This window comes from Bradyrhizobium septentrionale (assembly GCF_011516645.4).
Classification (GTDB): domain Bacteria; phylum Pseudomonadota; class Alphaproteobacteria; order Rhizobiales; family Xanthobacteraceae; genus Bradyrhizobium; species Bradyrhizobium septentrionale.
In genome coordinates this window covers 1,470,778-1,487,454 of record NZ_CP088285.1, presented here as the reverse complement: position 1 = coordinate 1,487,454, position 16,677 = coordinate 1,470,778, and the positions used below count along the sequence as shown (strand labels likewise).

Sequence of the window (16,677 nt, the reverse complement as noted above, 5' to 3'; positions counted from 1 at the left end):
GTCTCGTCTCGCTCTCATCAGTCCGACGGCGCGGCCTTGCCGGTCGCGAGGTCGATGACGAACCGCTTCTTCTTCTCATAGCCTTCCGGCACGAAGGCCTCGCCGGGCAGGAGGTCGTGGAACAGCTCCTTCGGCTTCGGAAAGCCTTCGCCGCAGGCGGTGCGGATGGTCTCATTGTCGGCATAGTCGATGTCGACGGCGACCGTGTTCTGGCGCGGGCCGGCGGCGAGGTTGGAGAGGCCGAAATATTTCGGCCCTTCGTTGCACATCACGACGTTGGAGCCATAGGCGCTGACCGCATCCTCAGCCCTCATCAAAAAGTCGGGCGCAATCTCGATGCGCTTGCCGGATTTTTGGGAAAACGTCATCCGCGCCACTGCGCTTTCGAGGATGCCCTGGCCCATGTGGCCGACCGCGCAGATCAGCGCATCCTGCCGCTCGTCCTTAGGCGTCACAATGCAGTCATGGCCCTGCGCGCCGGGCAGGAAGCGGATGAAGCGGGCCGTCTTGCCGCTCTGCTCGAACAAGGCGACGCCGCCGAAATCGGTCGCGTGTGGCTCGCACTCGCTTTCATAGTTGACGACAAGCAGCGCATGATCAACGAGGAAGCGTCCGGCATAGCGCTCCTCGGTCAGCTTGACGTCGCAGGCGCGGCCTTCGCCGTGCGGATAGGATCTTGCCCGCGTGCAGGCCGATCCCTTGATGTTGGCGGCCGCGCAGAATGTCGAAAGCAGCGCGCGGTCCTTGTCCTGTGCGCGGGCGGGGCTCCCGATGAGGAGGATCGCCGCGCAAAGTGCCGGCGCGAGGAGGGCAACGTTTGATTTACGCATGTTTCTGAAACGCGATGTCGGCAATGCAGTCGTATTTAGAGCATGATCCGGAGCAATCCGCAGCGCTTTTTCTGTAGAGACGGGGCGGGAACCGGTGGGCCGCTTCGCCGTTGATGCCGCAGCATTGCATTGGAGCCACATCATGAAATCGATCGTTCTCGCGTCCGTCATTGCCGTCACTGCGCTTGCCGCCACGTCGCCTGCCGATGCCAAGGGCTGCATCAAGGGCGCGGTCGTCGGTGGCGTCGCCGGCCACTATGCCGGCCATCACGGCGTGCTCGGCGCCGCCGCCGGCTGCCTCTACGGCCGCCATCACGCCAAGGAGCAGGCACGCCAGCAACAGCAGCGGCAGGCGCAGCCCTCGCAGCAGGAGAAGCTGTAGAACAGGCTCAACTGTGAAGTCGCGTTTCCGGAACGTGAAGTCACATCCGGGAACGTGAAGCTACGTTCCGGGAACGCCGCCCGCACCGGCGGCGTTGTCTCGTTGCGCAACGGAGACGATGATGACGAAACCAAAGACTGGAAACATCCAGCCCGTTCCCGCCGACAACCAGAGCCACAAGGGCCCCGGCAGCGCCCCCACCGTTCCCCTCGACACCACCAAGGGCCATCGCGACGACGAGAAGCACAACATCCGCGAGCAGGCCGCCCACGGCAATCTGACCCAGAACACCAGCAACAGGCGGTCGGGGTAGGTTACAGGATCGCACCGCAACCTCCGCTGTCGTCCCTGCGAAAGCAGGGACCCATAACCACAGGATTGAGTTGTCGAAGCATGCTGTGGCCCCAGCGTCGCGCAACAATCGCCATTCGTGGTTATGGGTCCCGGGTCGCGCTGCGCTTGCCCGGGACGACGTGGGTGGGAGTCCGATTCACATGTCAAACAGCCGGTACGGTGTCATCACCCGCGCATGCGGGTGATCCAGTATTCCAGAGACGCTTGAGTTCAATCAGATAGGCCGCGGCGTACTGGATCGCCCGGTCGAGCCGGGCGATGACAGATGAGTATGAGGATACAGCTTCGCGTTCTCGCGGCATGAATCGCCCGAGCTTTGCTCTTCGTTTCGCCCTCATCAAGCAGAGGGCGCAGGGAAAGCCGGGTGCCGATCGCACCCATGGGCCCCGAGCAATGGGTAGGAAGCTCGGGGGTAGGACCACAGGTGTAACCGGAAACAACTCGGCTTTCCCTGCGCGATGGGTTACGGCTTATACGTGCTCTCCCCGGCGAGACTGGGCTTTTTTGTCACCGCCTTCGCATCACGCCTTCGCGTGTTGCGACGAGACACCTACCACTAGGGCGTCAGGACCACACGACTTCACCGTCCGCTTCGCGTGCTCTCGTCAGTCACACGCTCGGCGTCCACCGCATCTCACACCGCGTTCGTGACGACCGCGAAGCGCCCCTCGATCGGGTGAGACGGGAGCATTGAACATCTGAGTTGGGTCAGGTGTCAAGGCAAATTCTGAAAAGCCGAACAAGTTACCGAAGCTGACGGCGCCAAGCTCGTGGGATGGGTAGAGCGCAGCGAAACCCATCAAGCTGCTGACCTATGGCGGCGCGCCGAGCCCGTACTTCCAGCGGCTGGTGCTGATGGGCGAGCCGCCCAAGGGGATGTCAGCTATCATCCGGCGTTTGACATGATCTGAGCACGAGAGACGTTCCCAACATTTAGGTAGAATCAGTCGACGCCAGAAACTCTTCCGCCTGCGCACGCGTCGGAAACCGACCCAGTTCGCGATAGTCCGGACCATGCTCGGCTGAGTCCGGTGACCGGATAGCGACGAATTCATCACCTTCTTGCGCGACAATCTCGGTCAAGTCTTCGCCGCTGAACGGTGACATATGCCGCGCGCCGCAATGCGGGCAATCGTCGTCGCAAGTGCAAGACCACTCGTCAGTCCAGATTTTCGTGCAGCGCTCGCATCGGTAGAGATTCAGAAACCAGGCCATGGCTTCCCTCACGATTTCAGTCGGTAATTGCCTCGCGACAGGAACTCGATGAATCCGCGATCACGCAAATACTGGAGTTGTTGGCGTATCTTCGGCCGGACATTCTGGTTGCCCGGATACAGATCGCCAAGGTGGCGCTCGAACGCATAGACCTCGTCGAGTGTGAAGTCGCGTTTGCCGAGCGACTCCACGCACTTCATGACGTCGAGAAGCCAGCCGCGCGATTCCAGTGACTCGCTTCTGAGAAACAGTGTCTTCTGCCATTCGGCAAGGACCAGCTCCTTGTCGCGGATGACACCGTTTCGGACGATATGGATTTTTCCCGACTCCGGGACCTTCCCGAGCAGGATATTAGACCCGATCCAGCCCGCGCGCCGGGCGGTCGCCGCCAGCGGCTTCCGCTCCTCGATGATGTCCCGGACGAAGAAGTGCTTCGGGACGATCAGCAGATTGACGACCGCAAGCGTCTTGAGGTCGTAGTTCATCAGCAGCAGATTGGGATTATTGCTTGCCGCAAGACGTTCACATTTCGTCTTGTAGGCGCCGTCTGCGACCTTCGGGCCGAACCTTACTTTCTGGCTCTTGAGCTCGAACTCCTCGCTGCACGATCCGCACAGGAAGTCGGCCACCGGACTGTTGTTGGGAAACTGCGACATCCTTGCGCTGCCGCAATGCGGACAATAGGCCCAGGCCTTGACCCAAGCTTCCGTCCAGGCACGGGCGCTCTGTGAGCCGCTGGCATAGGGAGTTTGCGAATCTTCGAAGCCGAGTTTCATGGAGGCCAGCGTAGCTAAACGGAACCAAATTTCTAGCGCTACGCATCTACCCCAATTCGATCTCTTCGATCCGCGGCGGCGCGGCCCCAAAATCGCTGTATCGTACCCACGTCGGTCGCACCCGGACATAGCCGATGTCCGGCCACGTCTCCCGCTCCGGCCCATCGGGCCACCCCGCGAAATAGACCTGCTTGCACCGATCCAGCTCTGCGCCGCTCGGAAAGTCCGCCACGCCCTCGACCTGCGCGGTCTGCTCGGCATCCCAGCCGATCACCAGCGCTATGCGTGGATTGGCGCGGAGGTTCTGGTATTTGCGCGAGGTGGTCAGGGTGTCGAAGATGATCTCGAGGTCGTCACTGACGGCGATGCCGACGACGGCCGCCTGCGGCGCGCAATTGTGAACGGTGCTGACCACCGCGAGCCGGTGCTTCCTCAAGTAAACGAGAAGTTCGGTGCGCGTCATGGCCTACCTCTTCTTCCACCCACCCCGTTTCCCCGGCGCCCCGCCGCTGCTCCGCGGTGCCGGCCCGAACTCCGGCCCCGACTGCCGCGAATCCGTCGGCTGGATGATCCGGCTCGTCGTGCCGAACGGTTTTGCCGGCAGCGCGCCGCTGGGGCGGAAGGGCAGCGATTCCGGGCCGTGCATCTCGTCGAGGTCGGGCTTGTGAACCCGTGAGCCGGACTTGCCGCCGCGGCTCGCCTTGAGCGAGGTCTGCGCGGTCTTGTTCTTCAGCGCGGCCACCGGGAGGTTGGCGGCGTCGCCGTATTTCCTGGTGCCGGCATAGGCGCCGGCCTGCTTCTGCACGTTGCGCTGCTTGGCGGTGGGGTCGTCGACCACGGCCATCTCGGTGGCGCGCAGCCGCTTGACCTCGTCGCGCAGGCGGGCGGCTTCCTCGAAGTTCAGGTCGGCGGCTGCCTCGCGCATCCGCGTTTCGAGGTCGCTCAGCACCGCCTCGAAATTGTGCCCGATCGAGATCACGTCGTCGGCCATGCCGCCGTCGCCGATCTCGACCAGCACGTGGTCGCGCTCGTAGACCGAGTTGAGGATGTCGCCGATCGACTTCTTCACGCTCTCCGGCGTGATGCCGTGGGCCTCGTTGTACTCGACCTGCTTCTCGCGGCGGCGGTTGGTCTCGGCGATGGCGCGCTCCATCGAGCCGGTCATCTGGTCGGCATAGAGGATCACCTTGCCGTCGACATTGCGCGCGGCGCGGCCGATGGTCTGGATCAGCGAGGTCTCGCTGCGCAAAAAACCTTCCTTGTCGGCGTCGAGGATCGCGACCAGCGCGCATTCGGGAATGTCGAGGCCCTCGCGCAGCAGGTTGATGCCGACCAGCGCGTCGAACGCCCCGAGGCGCAGATCGCGGATGATCTCGATGCGCTCGATGGTGTCGATATCAGAGTGCATGTAGCGGACGCGGATGCCCTGCTCATGCAGATATTCGGTGAGGTCCTCCGCCATGCGCTTTGTCAGAACCGTGATCAGCGAGCGATAGCCGGCCTGCGCGGTTGCGCGGACCTCGCCGACGAGGTCGTCGACCTGGGTGCGCGCAGGGCGAATATTGACGGGAGGATCAATCAGGCCGGTCGGGCGGATCACCTGTTCGACGAACACGCCGCCACTCTCGTTCAGCTCCCAGCCGCTCGGCGTCGCCGACACCGCGACCGACTGCGGCCGCATCATGTCCCATTCCTCGAAGCGGAGCGGGCGGTTGTCCATGCAGGAGGGCAGGCGGAAGCCGTATTCGGCCAGCGTCGCCTTGCGGCGGAAGTCGCCGCGGAACATGCCACCGATCTGCGGCACGGTGACGTGGCTCTCGTCGGCAAACACCAGCGCGTTGTCGGGCACGTATTCGAACAGCGTCGGCGGCGGCTCGCCGGGAAGGCGCCCGGTGAGATAGCGCGAATAGTTCTCGATGCCGGCGCAGCTTCCGGTCGCCTCCATCATCTCGAGATCGAAGGTGGTGCGCTGCTCGAGCCGCTGCGCTTCCAAGAGGCGGCCCTGGCCGTTGAGCTGGTCGAGCCGCATCTTCAGCTCGCTCTTGATCGACTTGATCGCCTGCACCAGCGTCGGGCGCGGCGTCACATAGTGCGAGTTGGCGTAGATCTTGATGAACTCGAGCTCGTCCTGCTTGTGGCCGGTGAGCGGATCGAACTCCTCGATATTCTCCACGGTGTCGCCGAACAGGTTCACGCGCCAGGCGCGGTCCTCATAGTGCGCTGGGAAGATGTCGATGACGTCGCCGCGGACGCGGAAGGTGCCGCGGGTGAACTCGGCCTGGGTGCGCTTGTACTGCAGCGCCACGAGATCGGCGATCAACTGGCGCTGGTCGATCCGCTCGCCCTTCTTCAGCGCGAAGGTCATCGCGGTGTAGGTTTCGACCGAGCCGATACCGTAGATGCAGGACACGGACGCTACGATGATGACGTCGTCGCGCTCGAGCAGCGCGCGCGTCGCCGAGTGGCGCATGCGGTCGATCTGCTCGTTGATCGAGGAATCCTTTTCGATATAGGTGTCGGTGCGCGGAACGTAGGCTTCCGGCTGGTAGTAGTCGTAATAGCTGACGAAATACTCGACCGCGTTATCGGGGAAGAAGCTCTTGAACTCGCCATAGAGCTGGGCGGCCAGCGTCTTGTTCGGCGCCAGGATGATGGCGGGGCGCTGCGTCGCCTCGATCACCTTGGCCATGGTGTAGGTCTTGCCCGAGCCGGTGACGCCGAGCAGCACCTGGGTGCGGTCGTTACGCTCGATGCCTTCGACCAACTCCGCAATCGCGGTCGGCTGGTCGCCCCTCGGCTCGTAGGACGACTTGATCTCGAAGCGCACGCCGCCTTCGGATTTCTCCGGGCGCGGCGGCCGGTGCGGGGTCCATACCCGCGTCGAGCCGTCGTCCTTGCGGAATTCCGGGCGGCCGTCGCGGATTAGATTCTCCAGCGCGTCGGCGGTGGCCTTGACGCCGAGCGCCTCCATCTTGCTGCGCGGCGGCCGCGCCAGCGCCTCGTCATCATCCTCGGCGGTCGGCAGCCCAAGCTGCCGCGCCAGCTCCGGATCGAGGGTCGGGATGGTGGCCGAGGTGCCGTAATTGGCCTGCGGAGCCTCGCCGAGGCCGGCGGTATCGCGTTTGGCGACGTCCTCGTTGGTTTCGCGCGTCGAGGCCCGGGCACGATGCGCGGCGGCCTCGCCGCCGGCGCGGCGGTCCCAGGAATTGTCCGGCGGCGGCTGCAGGCCGGTGCCCGAACCCATGCCGGCATCGCCGCGGTTGATCGCGGGATTGAGCAGCTCAGCCAGCGCTGGCCCGATCGGTTGGACGTCGGGCCGATGCGCCTTGGATTTGGGGGATTTGCCGGGCTTTTTCGGAGTGTTTGGTGTCTTCGCCATGCGCCGAATATGGGACGAGTCCGGCAGCGAGAAAAGGGCAAAGGGGGTGTGGATTGGCGTGTTGGTGAGGCTGCTGACAGCAGGGTGTCAGCAGGCGGCGCCTTCGGGGACGTTACGCCCGCGGCCGGTCGACGATGTCGAGATGGATGCCGCCGCAGCCGTCGCAGCGCATGGTCCAATAGTCGGCGGCGCGGCCGGGAATCACCCGCAGCAGCGACAGCGGAGCGGCGCATTCCGGGCAGCTGGTTCTGACCTGCGCCGGCCAGACCGGATCCGGCTCGCATTGCGGGACGACGGCGATCACGACGTTGCCGGTCACGCCGATGCCTCGGCCACCGGCAGTGTCATGCCAGACCGCTGTGGGAACCGGTCGATAGTTCTCTTCGCGTCGGCGATCGCCGCATCCGGATCGGACCACGCAAAGCCGATGTCGAGCATCGGAAACAGAATGCCATCGATGACGACCGGCCTTTGATCGATCCGTTGAATCCTGGCGTGCCATTGCCCCTTCCCCACCTCAAACGACTTGATCTCAAAACCGCTGTAAATCATTGCGCGACCTCGGGATGCCCTGCTCAAGGGAAACACGGGCGCGCGGGGGTAAATGTGAAGCAGATCACAAGCCGCCGGGTTTATTTGTGCGGAGCAATGGAACCCGGATTCCAGCTTTCGTTTTTGACGTTTTCTTCGCGCGAACCGATACTCAATTCGCTCGAAAATGCGCTAGCCGCGGGCGGCGATGTGATCGGCAAGATCGGCCGCGTCGTCGCCGACGCCGGACAGGAACGAGGATTTCATCCGCGACAACCATTGCAGGCCGAGGAAATAGAGGCCGGGCACGTCGGAGACGCCGTGGCGGTGTCGGGGTGCTCCGTTGGCATCCAGCACCGGTATATCGATCCAGTTCAGATCGAGGCCGTAGCCGGTGGCCCAGATCACGGCGGTGATGCCCTCGCTGCGCAGGTCGAGCTCGCACAACGGCGTCGTGAGGCAGACCGGGTCGGGCAGGCGGGCGCGGGCGGCGGGATCAGGCGAGCAATCGAGCCCGCGCGCGGCGATGAAGTCGTCGACCATGGCGAGGAACGTCGCGTAATACGCATCGCCATTGCCGATGTTCTCGGCAAGGTCGGGCGCGATCGTGATCACGCCGTCGTTATAGGCGCTGACGCGGCCGAGCAGCGTGATGCCTTCGGCCGCGAAGCGGCGGAAGTCGACGGTCTGGCCGCCATGGGCGCCCGAGATCACCGGCAGCAGGCGCGACGGGCCGCGTTCCTCGACCGGTCTCTGGTCGATGCCCATCTCGGCGAGCCACCAGATCAGGTCGTGGCCGCGATAGCGGCGCGGCAGCCGGCTGTGCTGTCCGACCGAGAGCAGGACGCGGCGGCCGGCGCGCGCGAGCTCTTCGGCGATCTGCGCGCCGGAGGCGCCGGCGCCGATCACCAGCACGGCGCCGTCAGGCAATTGCGCGGGATTTTTGTAACCGCTGGCGTGGACCTGGAAGATATCGGCGTCGCGCAGGATGTCCGGCCGCAGCGGCCGCTGATAGGGGCCGGTGGCGACGACGACGTTCCGGGCTGTGATGCGTCCGTCCGCGGTCTCGGCGATGAAACCGCCGCTGTCGTTACCGCGCAGCCGTGTCACCGCGACGCCGCAGCGGATCGGCGGCGCGACGAAGGCGGCGTAAGCCTCGATGAAGTCGACGATCGCGCTCGTCGGCGAGAAGCCGTCGGGATCGCGGTGCGGGAACGCGAACTCGGGCAACCGCACCGACCAGTTCGGGAACTGGAACATCAATCCGTCCCAGCGCTCGCTGCGCCAGCGCTCGCCGATGCGCTGTCGCTCGAGCACCAGATGCGCGATGCCGCGCTGCTTCAGCCGGTGGCTCATGGTGAGCCCGGCCTGGCCGCCGCCGATCACCAGCGTATCGATCGTCTCGTCAGGCACTGCGCGTCCCCTTGCGGCGGGCGGCGGGCTCCGCCGCGGCGCGGATGATCCAGCGCCGGAACGCGGCGAAATCGCGCTGCTCGGCATGGAAGCCGCGATAGACCAGATACCAGCGCATCCCCTTCGGCACGCTGAGCGCGAACGGCGCCACCAGCCGGCCGGCGGCGAGATCATCATCGATATAGGGCCGGATCCCCATCGCGATGCCGAGCCCGTCGACCGCGGCCTGCAGCGCCTGGCCGTAGAACTGGAATTCCGGTCCGCGTGCGTTGACCCGCGATACGCCGGCGGCCTTCAGCCATGACGGCCAGTCGTCGGGCGAATGCGCGACGCGGATCAGGCTCGGCCCCTTGAGATCGGCGGGGCGCTTCAAGCCGTTGGCGAGCCGTGCCGTGCACACCGGCATGAGGTCGGCGGCGAACAGCGGTTCGGCGACGAGGCCCGGCCACTGGCCGTCGCCGAGCTGGATGCCGCAGCTCCAGTCGTCGCCGAACGGCGCCGCCATGCCGCCGGTGGTGATGCGCACCTCGATGTCGGGCTCCGCTTTGCGGAATTCGGCGAGGTGCGGGATCATCCATTTCATCGCGAATGTCGGGCCGACGCCGACGGTCAGCACGCGCGCGCTCGCCGACGCGGTGACCTGCGCGGTGAGGCTCGCCAGCGCGTCGAAGATCGGCGTCAGCCCGCCTTGATAGGCGCGGCCGGCCGGTGTGGTGACCAAGCGGTTGGCCTTGCGCTCGAACAGCGCGACGCCGAGCCGCTCTTCCAGGAGATGCACCATCCGGCTGATCGCGGCGGCCGAGACGTTGAGCTCGTGGCCTGCGGCCGCGAAGCTGCCGGTCCGCGCCGCGGCTTCGAACGCCTTGATGCCGTTGAGAAAGAGCAGCCGCCGCATGAACCCTCAGGAAAACTGATGCAAGGGCAAGATAACTCAGTTTGCGGGCGCAGGCCAAGCGCGGCAGAAATATTGGCGGAGATAGAGCATGAGCCCCCTCCTGATCGCAGCACTCGGTGCCCTCATGGTCGCGACGGCGTTCCTGTCGGGACTGTTCGGCATGGCCGGCGGGCTGATCCTGATCGGCGTGCTGCTGGCGATCCTGCCGCTGCCGTCGGCGATGGTGCTGCACGCGATCACCCAGATGGCTTCGAACGGCTGGCGCGCTTTCCTGTGGCGGCGGCACATCCGCTGGCGGCCGGTCGCGGTCTACCTGATCGGCTGTGCGCTGGCGCTTGGGCTGTGGTCGATCACCCGCTACGTGCCGGACAAGCCGGTCGCGCTGCTGCTGCTCGGCGTCACGCCGTTCCTGGCGCGGCTGGTGCCGAAGGGCATCAAGCCGAATCCGGACAGCCTCTGGCAGGGGACATTCTACGGCTCGGTCTGCATGGGGCTGATGCTGATGACCGGCGTCTCCGGTCCGCTGATGGACACCTTCTTCCTCGGCGGCAATTTCGGCCGGCGCGAGACGGTGGCGACCAAGGCGACCTGCCAGGTCGCGAGCCACTTCACCAAGCTGATCTATTTCGGCGGCATCATCGACCAGGCTGCCTCGCTCGATCCCGTGCTGGCGCTGGTTGCGGTCGCGGCATCGATGCTCGGCACCTCGCTGGCGCGGCGGATATTGGAGGCGATGAGCGACCAGCAGTTCCGCACCTGGGCCAACCGCCTGATCACGACGGTTGCGAGCTACTACATCCTTTACGGCGGCTGGCTGATGTTCGCGGGCGATAGCGCCGTCGCGCAATAGCAACGGGAGACCTCCGATGACCGAGACCACCGATGCTCTGGTGCTGGACCTTGTGGAGTGGGTCGCGCGCGAGCCGCGGCGCTATGCCGAGGTGCTCGAGGTCTGGCGCACCTCATGCCCGCGGCTGACGATCTGGGAGGATGCCGTCGACCGCGGCTATGTCGCGCGCCGCCCCTCAGTCGAGGGCATGCGGGTGATGGTGACCGAAACCGGCGAGACGTTTTTGCGCGCGCATGGACGGATGCATTGAGCGGATGCATTAAGAAGTGCGCGGCCGATCCGAGAACTCGCTTCACCTCTCCCGCTTGCGGGGGGCGGTCGGATTGCATCGTAGATACAATCCGGGTGGGGGCTCTCTCCACGAAGCGACTCGCGGTGAGACCCCCACCCCGACCCTCCCCCGCAAGCGCAGGGGAATCGCATATGGATTTTTCTTGTGTTGAGGCTGAATAGGGATTCTTGAGGGAGGCAGTTTTTCGAAGGAGAAACGGCCATCTGCCTGGAAACCTGTTTTGGATCGGTTCCCGACCCCCGAGCCGGAAACGCGACGCATCGGTTGGGCGACCTGATCGTGATGATGGTCGCCGCGAGCCTGTGCGGGGCCGCGACAGCAACCGAATTTGCGTTGTTCGCGGAGACCCGCAGGGCTGTGCTGTCTCGCCTGATCGATTACGACGTGGCCCCCAGCCACGATACTTTCTCGCGGCTTTTGCGGCTGCTGGATCCGCGGGCGTTCGAGCAGGCTTTTGCGTCGTTTGCCGCGGGTTTTGCCCGGGCGCTCGGCGAATCCAGCGGCACGACTGTGGCCACGCCAGACGAGGTGGTCGCGCTCGACGGCAAGGCCTTGCGGCGCGCCTATGAACAAGGCCAGCAGGCCTATCCGCCGCTGACGGTCTCGGCCTTCGCCACGCAAACCCGGCTTTGCCTTGCGGCCGCGTCGCCGACGGCGGCCGAGAACGAGATTGAGGCCGCCCTGAAGGTGATCGCGCTGATTGATCTGACTGACAAGATCGTCACGGCCGACGCGCTGCATTGCCATCGCCGGATGGCCGAGGCGGTCGTCGAACAGAATGCGGACTATGTGCTGGCGCTGAAAGGCAACCGTGGTCACTGGCACAAGGAAGCCGAGAGCCTGCTGGCACGAGCGCCCTCGCCACCGGTTGTCGAGCAGACGGAACGCGGTCATGGCCGCGACGAATGGCGGAAAGCTGAGGTGGTGCCGGTCGAGACCGCGCTGATGCCCGGCCATGCCGCCATCATCCGGATCACTTCCCGGCGTGATCGGTCCGAGCCGCTGACGCGCTTGTTCATGACCTCGCGCGTGTTCTCGCCGCAGCAGGCCCTCGACATCACGCGAGCCCATTGGCAGGTCGAGAACGGCCTGCACTGGATGCTTGATGTTCATCTCGCCGAGGATATGAACCGAGCTCGCAAGGACCACGCACCTGCCAACATCGCCATCCTCAAGCGAATCGCAAAAAATATCCTGCAGATGACCGACCCGCCGAAGGTCCCTATCAGCCACCGCATCAAAAAATGCGCATGGAACGACGACTACCTCCTCAAAGCCCTGGCCCATATGCGATAGCCCTGCCCGCAAGCGGGAGAGGGAGGGCAATTCCGCTGCGGCACTAGCGCGCCGGCTCGGCGAGCCTCGGCCGGATGATCTCGACCATCCGGTCGGCCGACGTGCCGGGCGGGAAGAAGCCGAGATAATTGCCGTCGCGGTCCATCAGATAGATGTAGGCGGTGTGATCGACGGTGTAGTCGTCGTCCTTCAGCGGCACCCTGGCGTAGTAGACCTTGTAGGCATCGGCCAGCTGGCGGATCGCTTCAAAGCTGCCGGTAAGGCCGATCAGCCGCGGATGGAACAGCGGCACATACTCCGCCAGATGCGCGGCGGTGTCGCGCTCGGGATCGACCGTGATGAAGATCGGCTGCACCTGATCGCCGTCAGGGCCGAGCTTGTCGAGAGTTAGCGCGATCGCCTGCAGATCGGTCGGGCAGACGTCGGGGCAATAGGTGAAGCCGAAATAGACCAGCATCAACTTGCCGCGAAACTCCTCGTCGGTGCGCGCATGGCCGGCCTGATCGGTCAGCGCGAACGGGCCTCCGACCGGCTCCCGATTCCACATCAGGATGTCCATGATCTCGGCGGCCGAGCGCGCCGATTGCCCCAGTGCATCGCCGGCGAGTGCTGACGCCAGCGTCAACCATAGACCGGCGCCGGCGCATGCGATAGCGCGCAGGATGTTTCGGGTCATATGCCGAAGGAGAGGCGGCTGCCCGTCGTCGTGACCAGCACCTTGTCGCCCATCTGCGCGGTCGCCTCCTGCACGAAGTTGAGCCCGGAGCAATGCATGGGGATCAATACGTCGGGGTCGAGCTTCTTGATCTCGGCGACGACCTCGGTGAGGTAGTCCTTCGGCGCCGGCCCGAGATGGAAGCCGCCGACGATCGCATGCACCTTCTGGATGCCCGAGACCTCCTGCGCCTGCTTCACCGAATTGACGATGCCGACATGGCCGCAGGACGAGATCACGACCAGGCCGAAATCCTTCACGTTGAAGCAGGTCGCGTGCTCGTGGATGTGCTCGTCCGGCACGATCTTGCCTTCCATCTCGGCCGGCAGATAGTGGCTGGCGTTGCAGCCGAGCCCGTCCTTCATGCTGAACTCGACCCAGGTCTGCGGCAGCACGCGCTCGATGCTGCGGCGGGTGATCTTGCCGGTGGTGAAAGCGTGGCCCGCGATCACGGTCGGGGTCTCGCACAGCACCGTGGTGACGCGCTGCGCGGCGAGCTGGCGGCGGTCGAGCGTGCCGAAATCGGCGAACTGGCCCTTGGTTGGCGTCGCGCTGACGCGGTGGCAGAAATTATCCTCGCCGCCGGCATAGAGCTTCACATCGGCCGGCAGCCTGTCGCGGAATTTGTCGAGGAAGCCGTTGAGGCCGCCGAAATGATCGTAATGCCCATGGCTCACGATCAGTCCGTCGAGCTTGGCGGGATCGACGCCGACCAGTTCCATGTTGTTGAGCAGCACCTCGGGCGTGTAGCCATAGTCCAGCATCAGCGTGCGCTGGCTGCCCGCGGCCTCCGATTCCAGCCACAGCGACAGGCCCCATTCATTGTGCAGCGATTTGCGGAAGTCGGGGCCGCGTGCCGCCGGCGCGATTGAGACGCCGTGCGCCTGCTTGGGCCGCAGGAACAAGTCAAAGCTGGAATCGACGAGGACGCGGATCGACAGCTTGTCGACGGTCGGCACCTGGATCGGCGCCGCGCTCGCGATCTCGACGCAGGAGAAAGCGCCCGCGGCTGCGGCGCCGGCGATCGCCGCCGAACCTTTCAGGAAATCACGTCGTGCCAAATCCCGTGTCATTGCAATGCCCCATTTTCTTGAAAATTCATATCAGCGCGAACCGAGGCGGAGCCTAGGAGCAATCGGGGCGCCGCTCAATCGCGCACTTGCGCTGCCTGCAGATCACATTCGCGCGCGGTGCAATGCGCGCGCCATTGACTCGGGGCGGCTTTGCGCCCAAATCCATGCAATCGCATCTTTCTCGCCGGATGCACGATATCAGCAATCTCCGGAAACGCAGGATCGCCCCATGATCGACCTCCATTACTGGTCCACGCCGAACGGTCACAAGATAACGATGATCCTCGAGGAGACCGGATTGGAATACAGGATCTTCCCGGTCAACATCGGCAAGGGCGATCAGTTCAAGCCGGATTTCCTGCAAGTCGCGCCGAACAACCGCATTCCCGCGATCCTTGATCACGCGCCGAAGGGCGGCGGCAAGCCGATCTCCCTGTTCGAGTCCGGCGCGATCCTGCTCTATCTCGCCGAGAAGACCGGAAAATTCCTGCCTGCGGATCTCTACGGCCGCTATGACGCGATCCAGTGGACGTTCTGGCAGATGGGCGGGCTCGGGCCGATGGCCGGGCAGAACCATCACTTCCGCAACTATGCGGTGGAGAAACTGCCTTACGCGATCGACCGCTATGTCAACGAGACCAACCGGCTCTACGGCGTGCTCAACAAGCGGCTCGCCGACCGCGAGTTTATCGCCGGCGACTATTCGATCGCCGACATGGCAAGCTATCCCTGGGTGGTGCCCTACAAGAACCAGGGCCAGGAGATCGAGGACTTCCCGCATCTGAAGCGCTGGCTGGAGACGATCGGCAAGCGCCCCGCGACCGAGCGCGCCTATGCCAAGGCGAAGGAGGTCAACCCGAATTTCGGCCAGCCCGCGATCCGCACCGAGGAAGAGCGCAAGCTGCTGTTCGGGCAGACCGCGGCGGTGGTGCGGTAAAGTTCTCCATGTGTCATGGCCGGGCTTGACCCGGCCATCCATAGTCTTGGCGTGGAAAGTCGTGGATGCCCGGGTCATAGGCGAGCGGAAGCGACGCCGTCCTTCGGACGGCTATGCCCGGGCATGACGAACTGATATAGATCGCTCACGCCCCAACATATTTCGCCGGCCGCCGCTCCCTCCACGCCGCGAGCCCCTCGGCGAGATCACGGCCCGGCACCAGCGCGGCGAACTGCTCGCTCTCGACCAGAAGGCCCTCGGCAATCGGCATGTTGAGCCCGCGCGTCACCGCGGTGATGGTGCTGGCAACGGCATCGGGCGAATGCCTGATGATGCGGCAGGCGAGTTCGCGCGCGGCCGTCAGCAATTGATCATGCGGCACGATCTGGTTGACCAGTCCGATCTCGCGCGCGTGCTCGGGTGAGAACGGGTCGCCGGCGAGCAGCAATTCCAATCCGCGCTTGCGTCCCGCCAGCCGGGGCAGCCGCTGCGTGCCGCCGAAGGTCGGGGGCATGCCGAGCTTGATCTCGGGTTTTGCAAACAGCGCGCGATCGCTGGCAACAGCAAGGTGCACCGCCTCCGTGATCTCGCAGCCGCCGCCGAAGGCGAGCCCGTTGACCGCGGCGATGACGGGCTTCCTGAACGCCTCCAGCCGCGCGGTCATCGCCTGACCGCGGCGGACGAAGTCGCGCACCGCGACGGCTGCTCCTTGCTTCACGCTACCGGAGAATTCGTGGATGTCGGCGCCCGCCGAGAAGGCGCGCTCGCCGGCGCCGGTCAGGATCACGGCGCGCACGTCGGCGTCGCCCTCGATGCGGTCGAGCGCGGCCATCAGCTGATCGATCAGCGCGTAGTTCAGTGCGTTGAGCTGCGCGGGACGGTTCAGGGTGATCAGGGCGATCCCGTCTTTGGTCTCGAGCAGGATGGGTTCGGGCATGGGCAGTCTCCGGCATTGGCGTGTCAGTGCCGAATGTAGGGTCAGCCGCGATTTGTGTATATTCACTGGTTAGTATACATACGGGCCATGCCCAGACCCTCAGAGCCCACCCGCGCGCGTATTGTCCAGGCGGCAAGCGCGCTGTTCTACAATGAAGGCATCCGCCGCGTCAGCGTCGACGAGGTCGCCGCCAAGGCCGGCCTCACCAAACGCACGCTGTATTATCACTTCAAGAGCAAGGACGACCTGGTCGCGGCCTATCTGGCCGCGCGCGACCAGCCCAATCTCGCGCTGTTCCGAAAATGGTTTGCGGAGGCCGAAGGCGGCCTGCCGGCGAAGGTCGAGGCGATCTTCAAGAACCTCGCGCGCTCGGCGCGGCATCCGAAGTGGAAGGGCTGCGGCTTCCTGCGCACCTCCGCCGAGCTTGCCAACATGCCCGGGCATCCCGCGATCAGGATCGGCGCCGCGCACAAGAAGAAGTTCGAGGACTGGCTGCGCGCGACCTTCGCGGAGCAGGGGACCGCCGATCCGCTGAAGCTGGCGCGGCAGATCCTGCTGCTGCTGGACGGCTCATCCGCGGTCGTGCTGCTGCATCGCGACGCGAGCTATATGGAGACGGCCGGCGAGGCCGCGCGCACGCTGATCGAGACGGCGTTGGCGAAGCCGGGGCGTAAACGAGGCTAGGCGTGTACCTATAAAGGCCGCGTCCGCTGCGCTCTGAAAAGGCGACATAGAATCCGGTCTGAGTGAACGTGGTGGCGTGAAAACCAGCGAGCCTGCCTTAAGCATGTGCGGTAGCGCG

The 16,677-nt window shown here is 64.8% G+C and carries 19 protein-coding genes; 7 read left to right on the top strand and 12 right to left on the bottom strand.

The genetic code is table 11. The annotated features are described in order from the left end of the window. Nucleotides 1-17: 17 nt before the first annotated feature. Complete coding sequence (locus HAP48_RS09020) at nt 18-830, bottom strand: hypothetical protein (protein ID WP_166214053.1); 813 nt, start codon at nt 828-830, stop codon at nt 18-20. Nucleotides 831-972: 142 nt separating this feature from the next. Between HAP48_RS09020 and HAP48_RS09015 the strand changes: the two genes are divergently transcribed. Together HAP48_RS09015 and HAP48_RS09010 are read left to right on the top strand one after the other, a co-directional pair. Continuing rightward, complete coding sequence (locus tag HAP48_RS09015) at nt 973-1,212, top strand: hypothetical protein (protein WP_029083488.1); 240 nt, start codon at nt 973-975, stop codon at nt 1,210-1,212. Nucleotides 1,213-1,333: 121 nt separating this feature from the next. Further along, the gene (locus HAP48_RS09010) at nt 1,334-1,525 is read left to right on the top strand and encodes a hypothetical protein (protein ID WP_224496979.1); all 192 of its coding nucleotides are present in this window, start codon (nt 1,334-1,336) and stop codon (nt 1,523-1,525) included. A 974-nt stretch (nt 1,526-2,499) separates the two neighbouring features. Here HAP48_RS09010 and HAP48_RS09005 read toward each other — a convergent pair. From HAP48_RS09005 to HAP48_RS08970, 8 genes are all read right to left on the bottom strand, one after another. Next, nucleotides 2,500-2,781, bottom strand: coding sequence for a hydrogenase maturation nickel metallochaperone HypA (locus HAP48_RS09005; RefSeq protein ID WP_166214055.1), 282 nt, complete (start codon nt 2,779-2,781; stop codon nt 2,500-2,502). A gap of 8 nt (nt 2,782-2,789) precedes the next feature. Beyond that, a complete protein-coding gene (locus HAP48_RS09000) occupies nt 2,790-3,647 on the bottom strand; it encodes a DpnI domain-containing protein (RefSeq protein WP_224496978.1) in 858 nt (285 codons plus the stop codon). Further along, nucleotides 3,604-4,020 (bottom strand): pyridoxamine 5'-phosphate oxidase family protein, encoded by a 417-nt coding sequence (locus HAP48_RS08995; RefSeq protein WP_166214056.1) that lies wholly within the window; start codon nt 4,018-4,020, stop codon nt 3,604-3,606. Before HAP48_RS08995 ends, HAP48_RS09000 begins: the two co-directional genes overlap by 44 nt. A 3-nt stretch (nt 4,021-4,023) precedes the next feature. Then, nucleotides 4,024-6,936, bottom strand: coding sequence for an excinuclease ABC subunit UvrB (uvrB, locus tag HAP48_RS08990; RefSeq protein ID WP_166214057.1), 2,913 nt, complete (start codon nt 6,934-6,936; stop codon nt 4,024-4,026). Between the two features lie 112 nt (nt 6,937-7,048). Next, nucleotides 7,049-7,255 (bottom strand): hypothetical protein, encoded by a 207-nt coding sequence (locus HAP48_RS08985; RefSeq protein WP_221345280.1) that lies wholly within the window; start codon nt 7,253-7,255, stop codon nt 7,049-7,051. After that, nucleotides 7,252-7,488, bottom strand: coding sequence for a hypothetical protein (locus tag HAP48_RS08980; protein WP_166214058.1), 237 nt, complete (start codon nt 7,486-7,488; stop codon nt 7,252-7,254). The genes HAP48_RS08985 and HAP48_RS08980 overlap by 4 nt, the downstream gene beginning before the upstream one ends. A 171-nt stretch (nt 7,489-7,659) precedes the next feature. After that, on the bottom strand, nt 7,660-8,880 hold the full coding sequence (locus HAP48_RS08975; RefSeq protein ID WP_166214059.1) for an NAD(P)-binding domain-containing protein: 1,221 nt from the start codon (nt 8,878-8,880) through the stop codon (nt 7,660-7,662). Then, entirely contained in the window at nt 8,873-9,775 is a 903-nt protein-coding gene (locus HAP48_RS08970) for a LysR substrate-binding domain-containing protein (RefSeq protein ID WP_166214060.1), read from the bottom strand. Before HAP48_RS08970 ends, HAP48_RS08975 begins: the two co-directional genes overlap by 8 nt. Nucleotides 9,776-9,863: 88 nt before the next feature. Here HAP48_RS08970 and HAP48_RS08965 point away from each other — a divergent pair, with 88 nt between their 5' ends. The 3 genes from HAP48_RS08965 (at nt 9,864) to HAP48_RS08955 (ending at nt 12,213) form a co-directional block, all read left to right on the top strand. After that, nucleotides 9,864-10,625, top strand: coding sequence for a sulfite exporter TauE/SafE family protein (locus HAP48_RS08965; protein WP_166214061.1), 762 nt, complete (start codon nt 9,864-9,866; stop codon nt 10,623-10,625). A 16-nt stretch (nt 10,626-10,641) separates the two neighbouring features. Next, complete coding sequence (locus HAP48_RS08960; protein WP_074130215.1) at nt 10,642-10,875, top strand: hypothetical protein; 234 nt, start codon at nt 10,642-10,644, stop codon at nt 10,873-10,875. A gap of 243 nt (nt 10,876-11,118) precedes the next feature. Further along, nucleotides 11,119-12,213, top strand: a complete 1,095-nt coding sequence (locus tag HAP48_RS08955) for an ISAs1 family transposase (protein ID WP_166216142.1) — start codon at nt 11,119-11,121, stop codon at nt 12,211-12,213. A 43-nt stretch (nt 12,214-12,256) separates the two neighbouring features. On the opposite strand, the gene HAP48_RS08950 is transcribed toward HAP48_RS08955, so the two are convergent. Together HAP48_RS08950 and HAP48_RS08945 are read right to left on the bottom strand one after the other, a co-directional pair. Beyond that, a complete protein-coding gene (locus tag HAP48_RS08950; protein WP_166214062.1) occupies nt 12,257-12,889 on the bottom strand; it encodes an SCO family protein in 633 nt (210 codons plus the stop codon). Next, nucleotides 12,886-14,001, bottom strand: coding sequence for an MBL fold metallo-hydrolase (locus HAP48_RS08945; RefSeq protein WP_166214063.1), 1,116 nt, complete (start codon nt 13,999-14,001; stop codon nt 12,886-12,888). Before HAP48_RS08945 ends, HAP48_RS08950 begins: the two co-directional genes overlap by 4 nt. A gap of 229 nt (nt 14,002-14,230) precedes the next feature. On the opposite strand from HAP48_RS08945, the gene HAP48_RS08940 reads away from it, so the two are divergent. Further along, nucleotides 14,231-14,938: a glutathione binding-like protein gene (locus HAP48_RS08940; RefSeq protein WP_166214064.1), complete on the top strand. Its 708-nt coding sequence runs from the start codon at nt 14,231-14,233 to the stop codon at nt 14,936-14,938. Nucleotides 14,939-15,083: 145 nt separating this feature from the next. On the opposite strand, the gene HAP48_RS08935 is transcribed toward HAP48_RS08940, so the two are convergent. Further along, nucleotides 15,084-15,875 (bottom strand): crotonase/enoyl-CoA hydratase family protein, encoded by a 792-nt coding sequence (locus tag HAP48_RS08935; RefSeq protein WP_166214065.1) that lies wholly within the window; start codon nt 15,873-15,875, stop codon nt 15,084-15,086. Nucleotides 15,876-15,962: 87 nt separating this feature from the next. Between HAP48_RS08935 and HAP48_RS08930 the strand changes: the two genes are divergently transcribed. After that, nucleotides 15,963-16,559, top strand: a complete 597-nt coding sequence (locus tag HAP48_RS08930) for a TetR/AcrR family transcriptional regulator (RefSeq protein ID WP_166214066.1) — start codon at nt 15,963-15,965, stop codon at nt 16,557-16,559. Nucleotides 16,560-16,677: the final 118 nt, after the last annotated feature.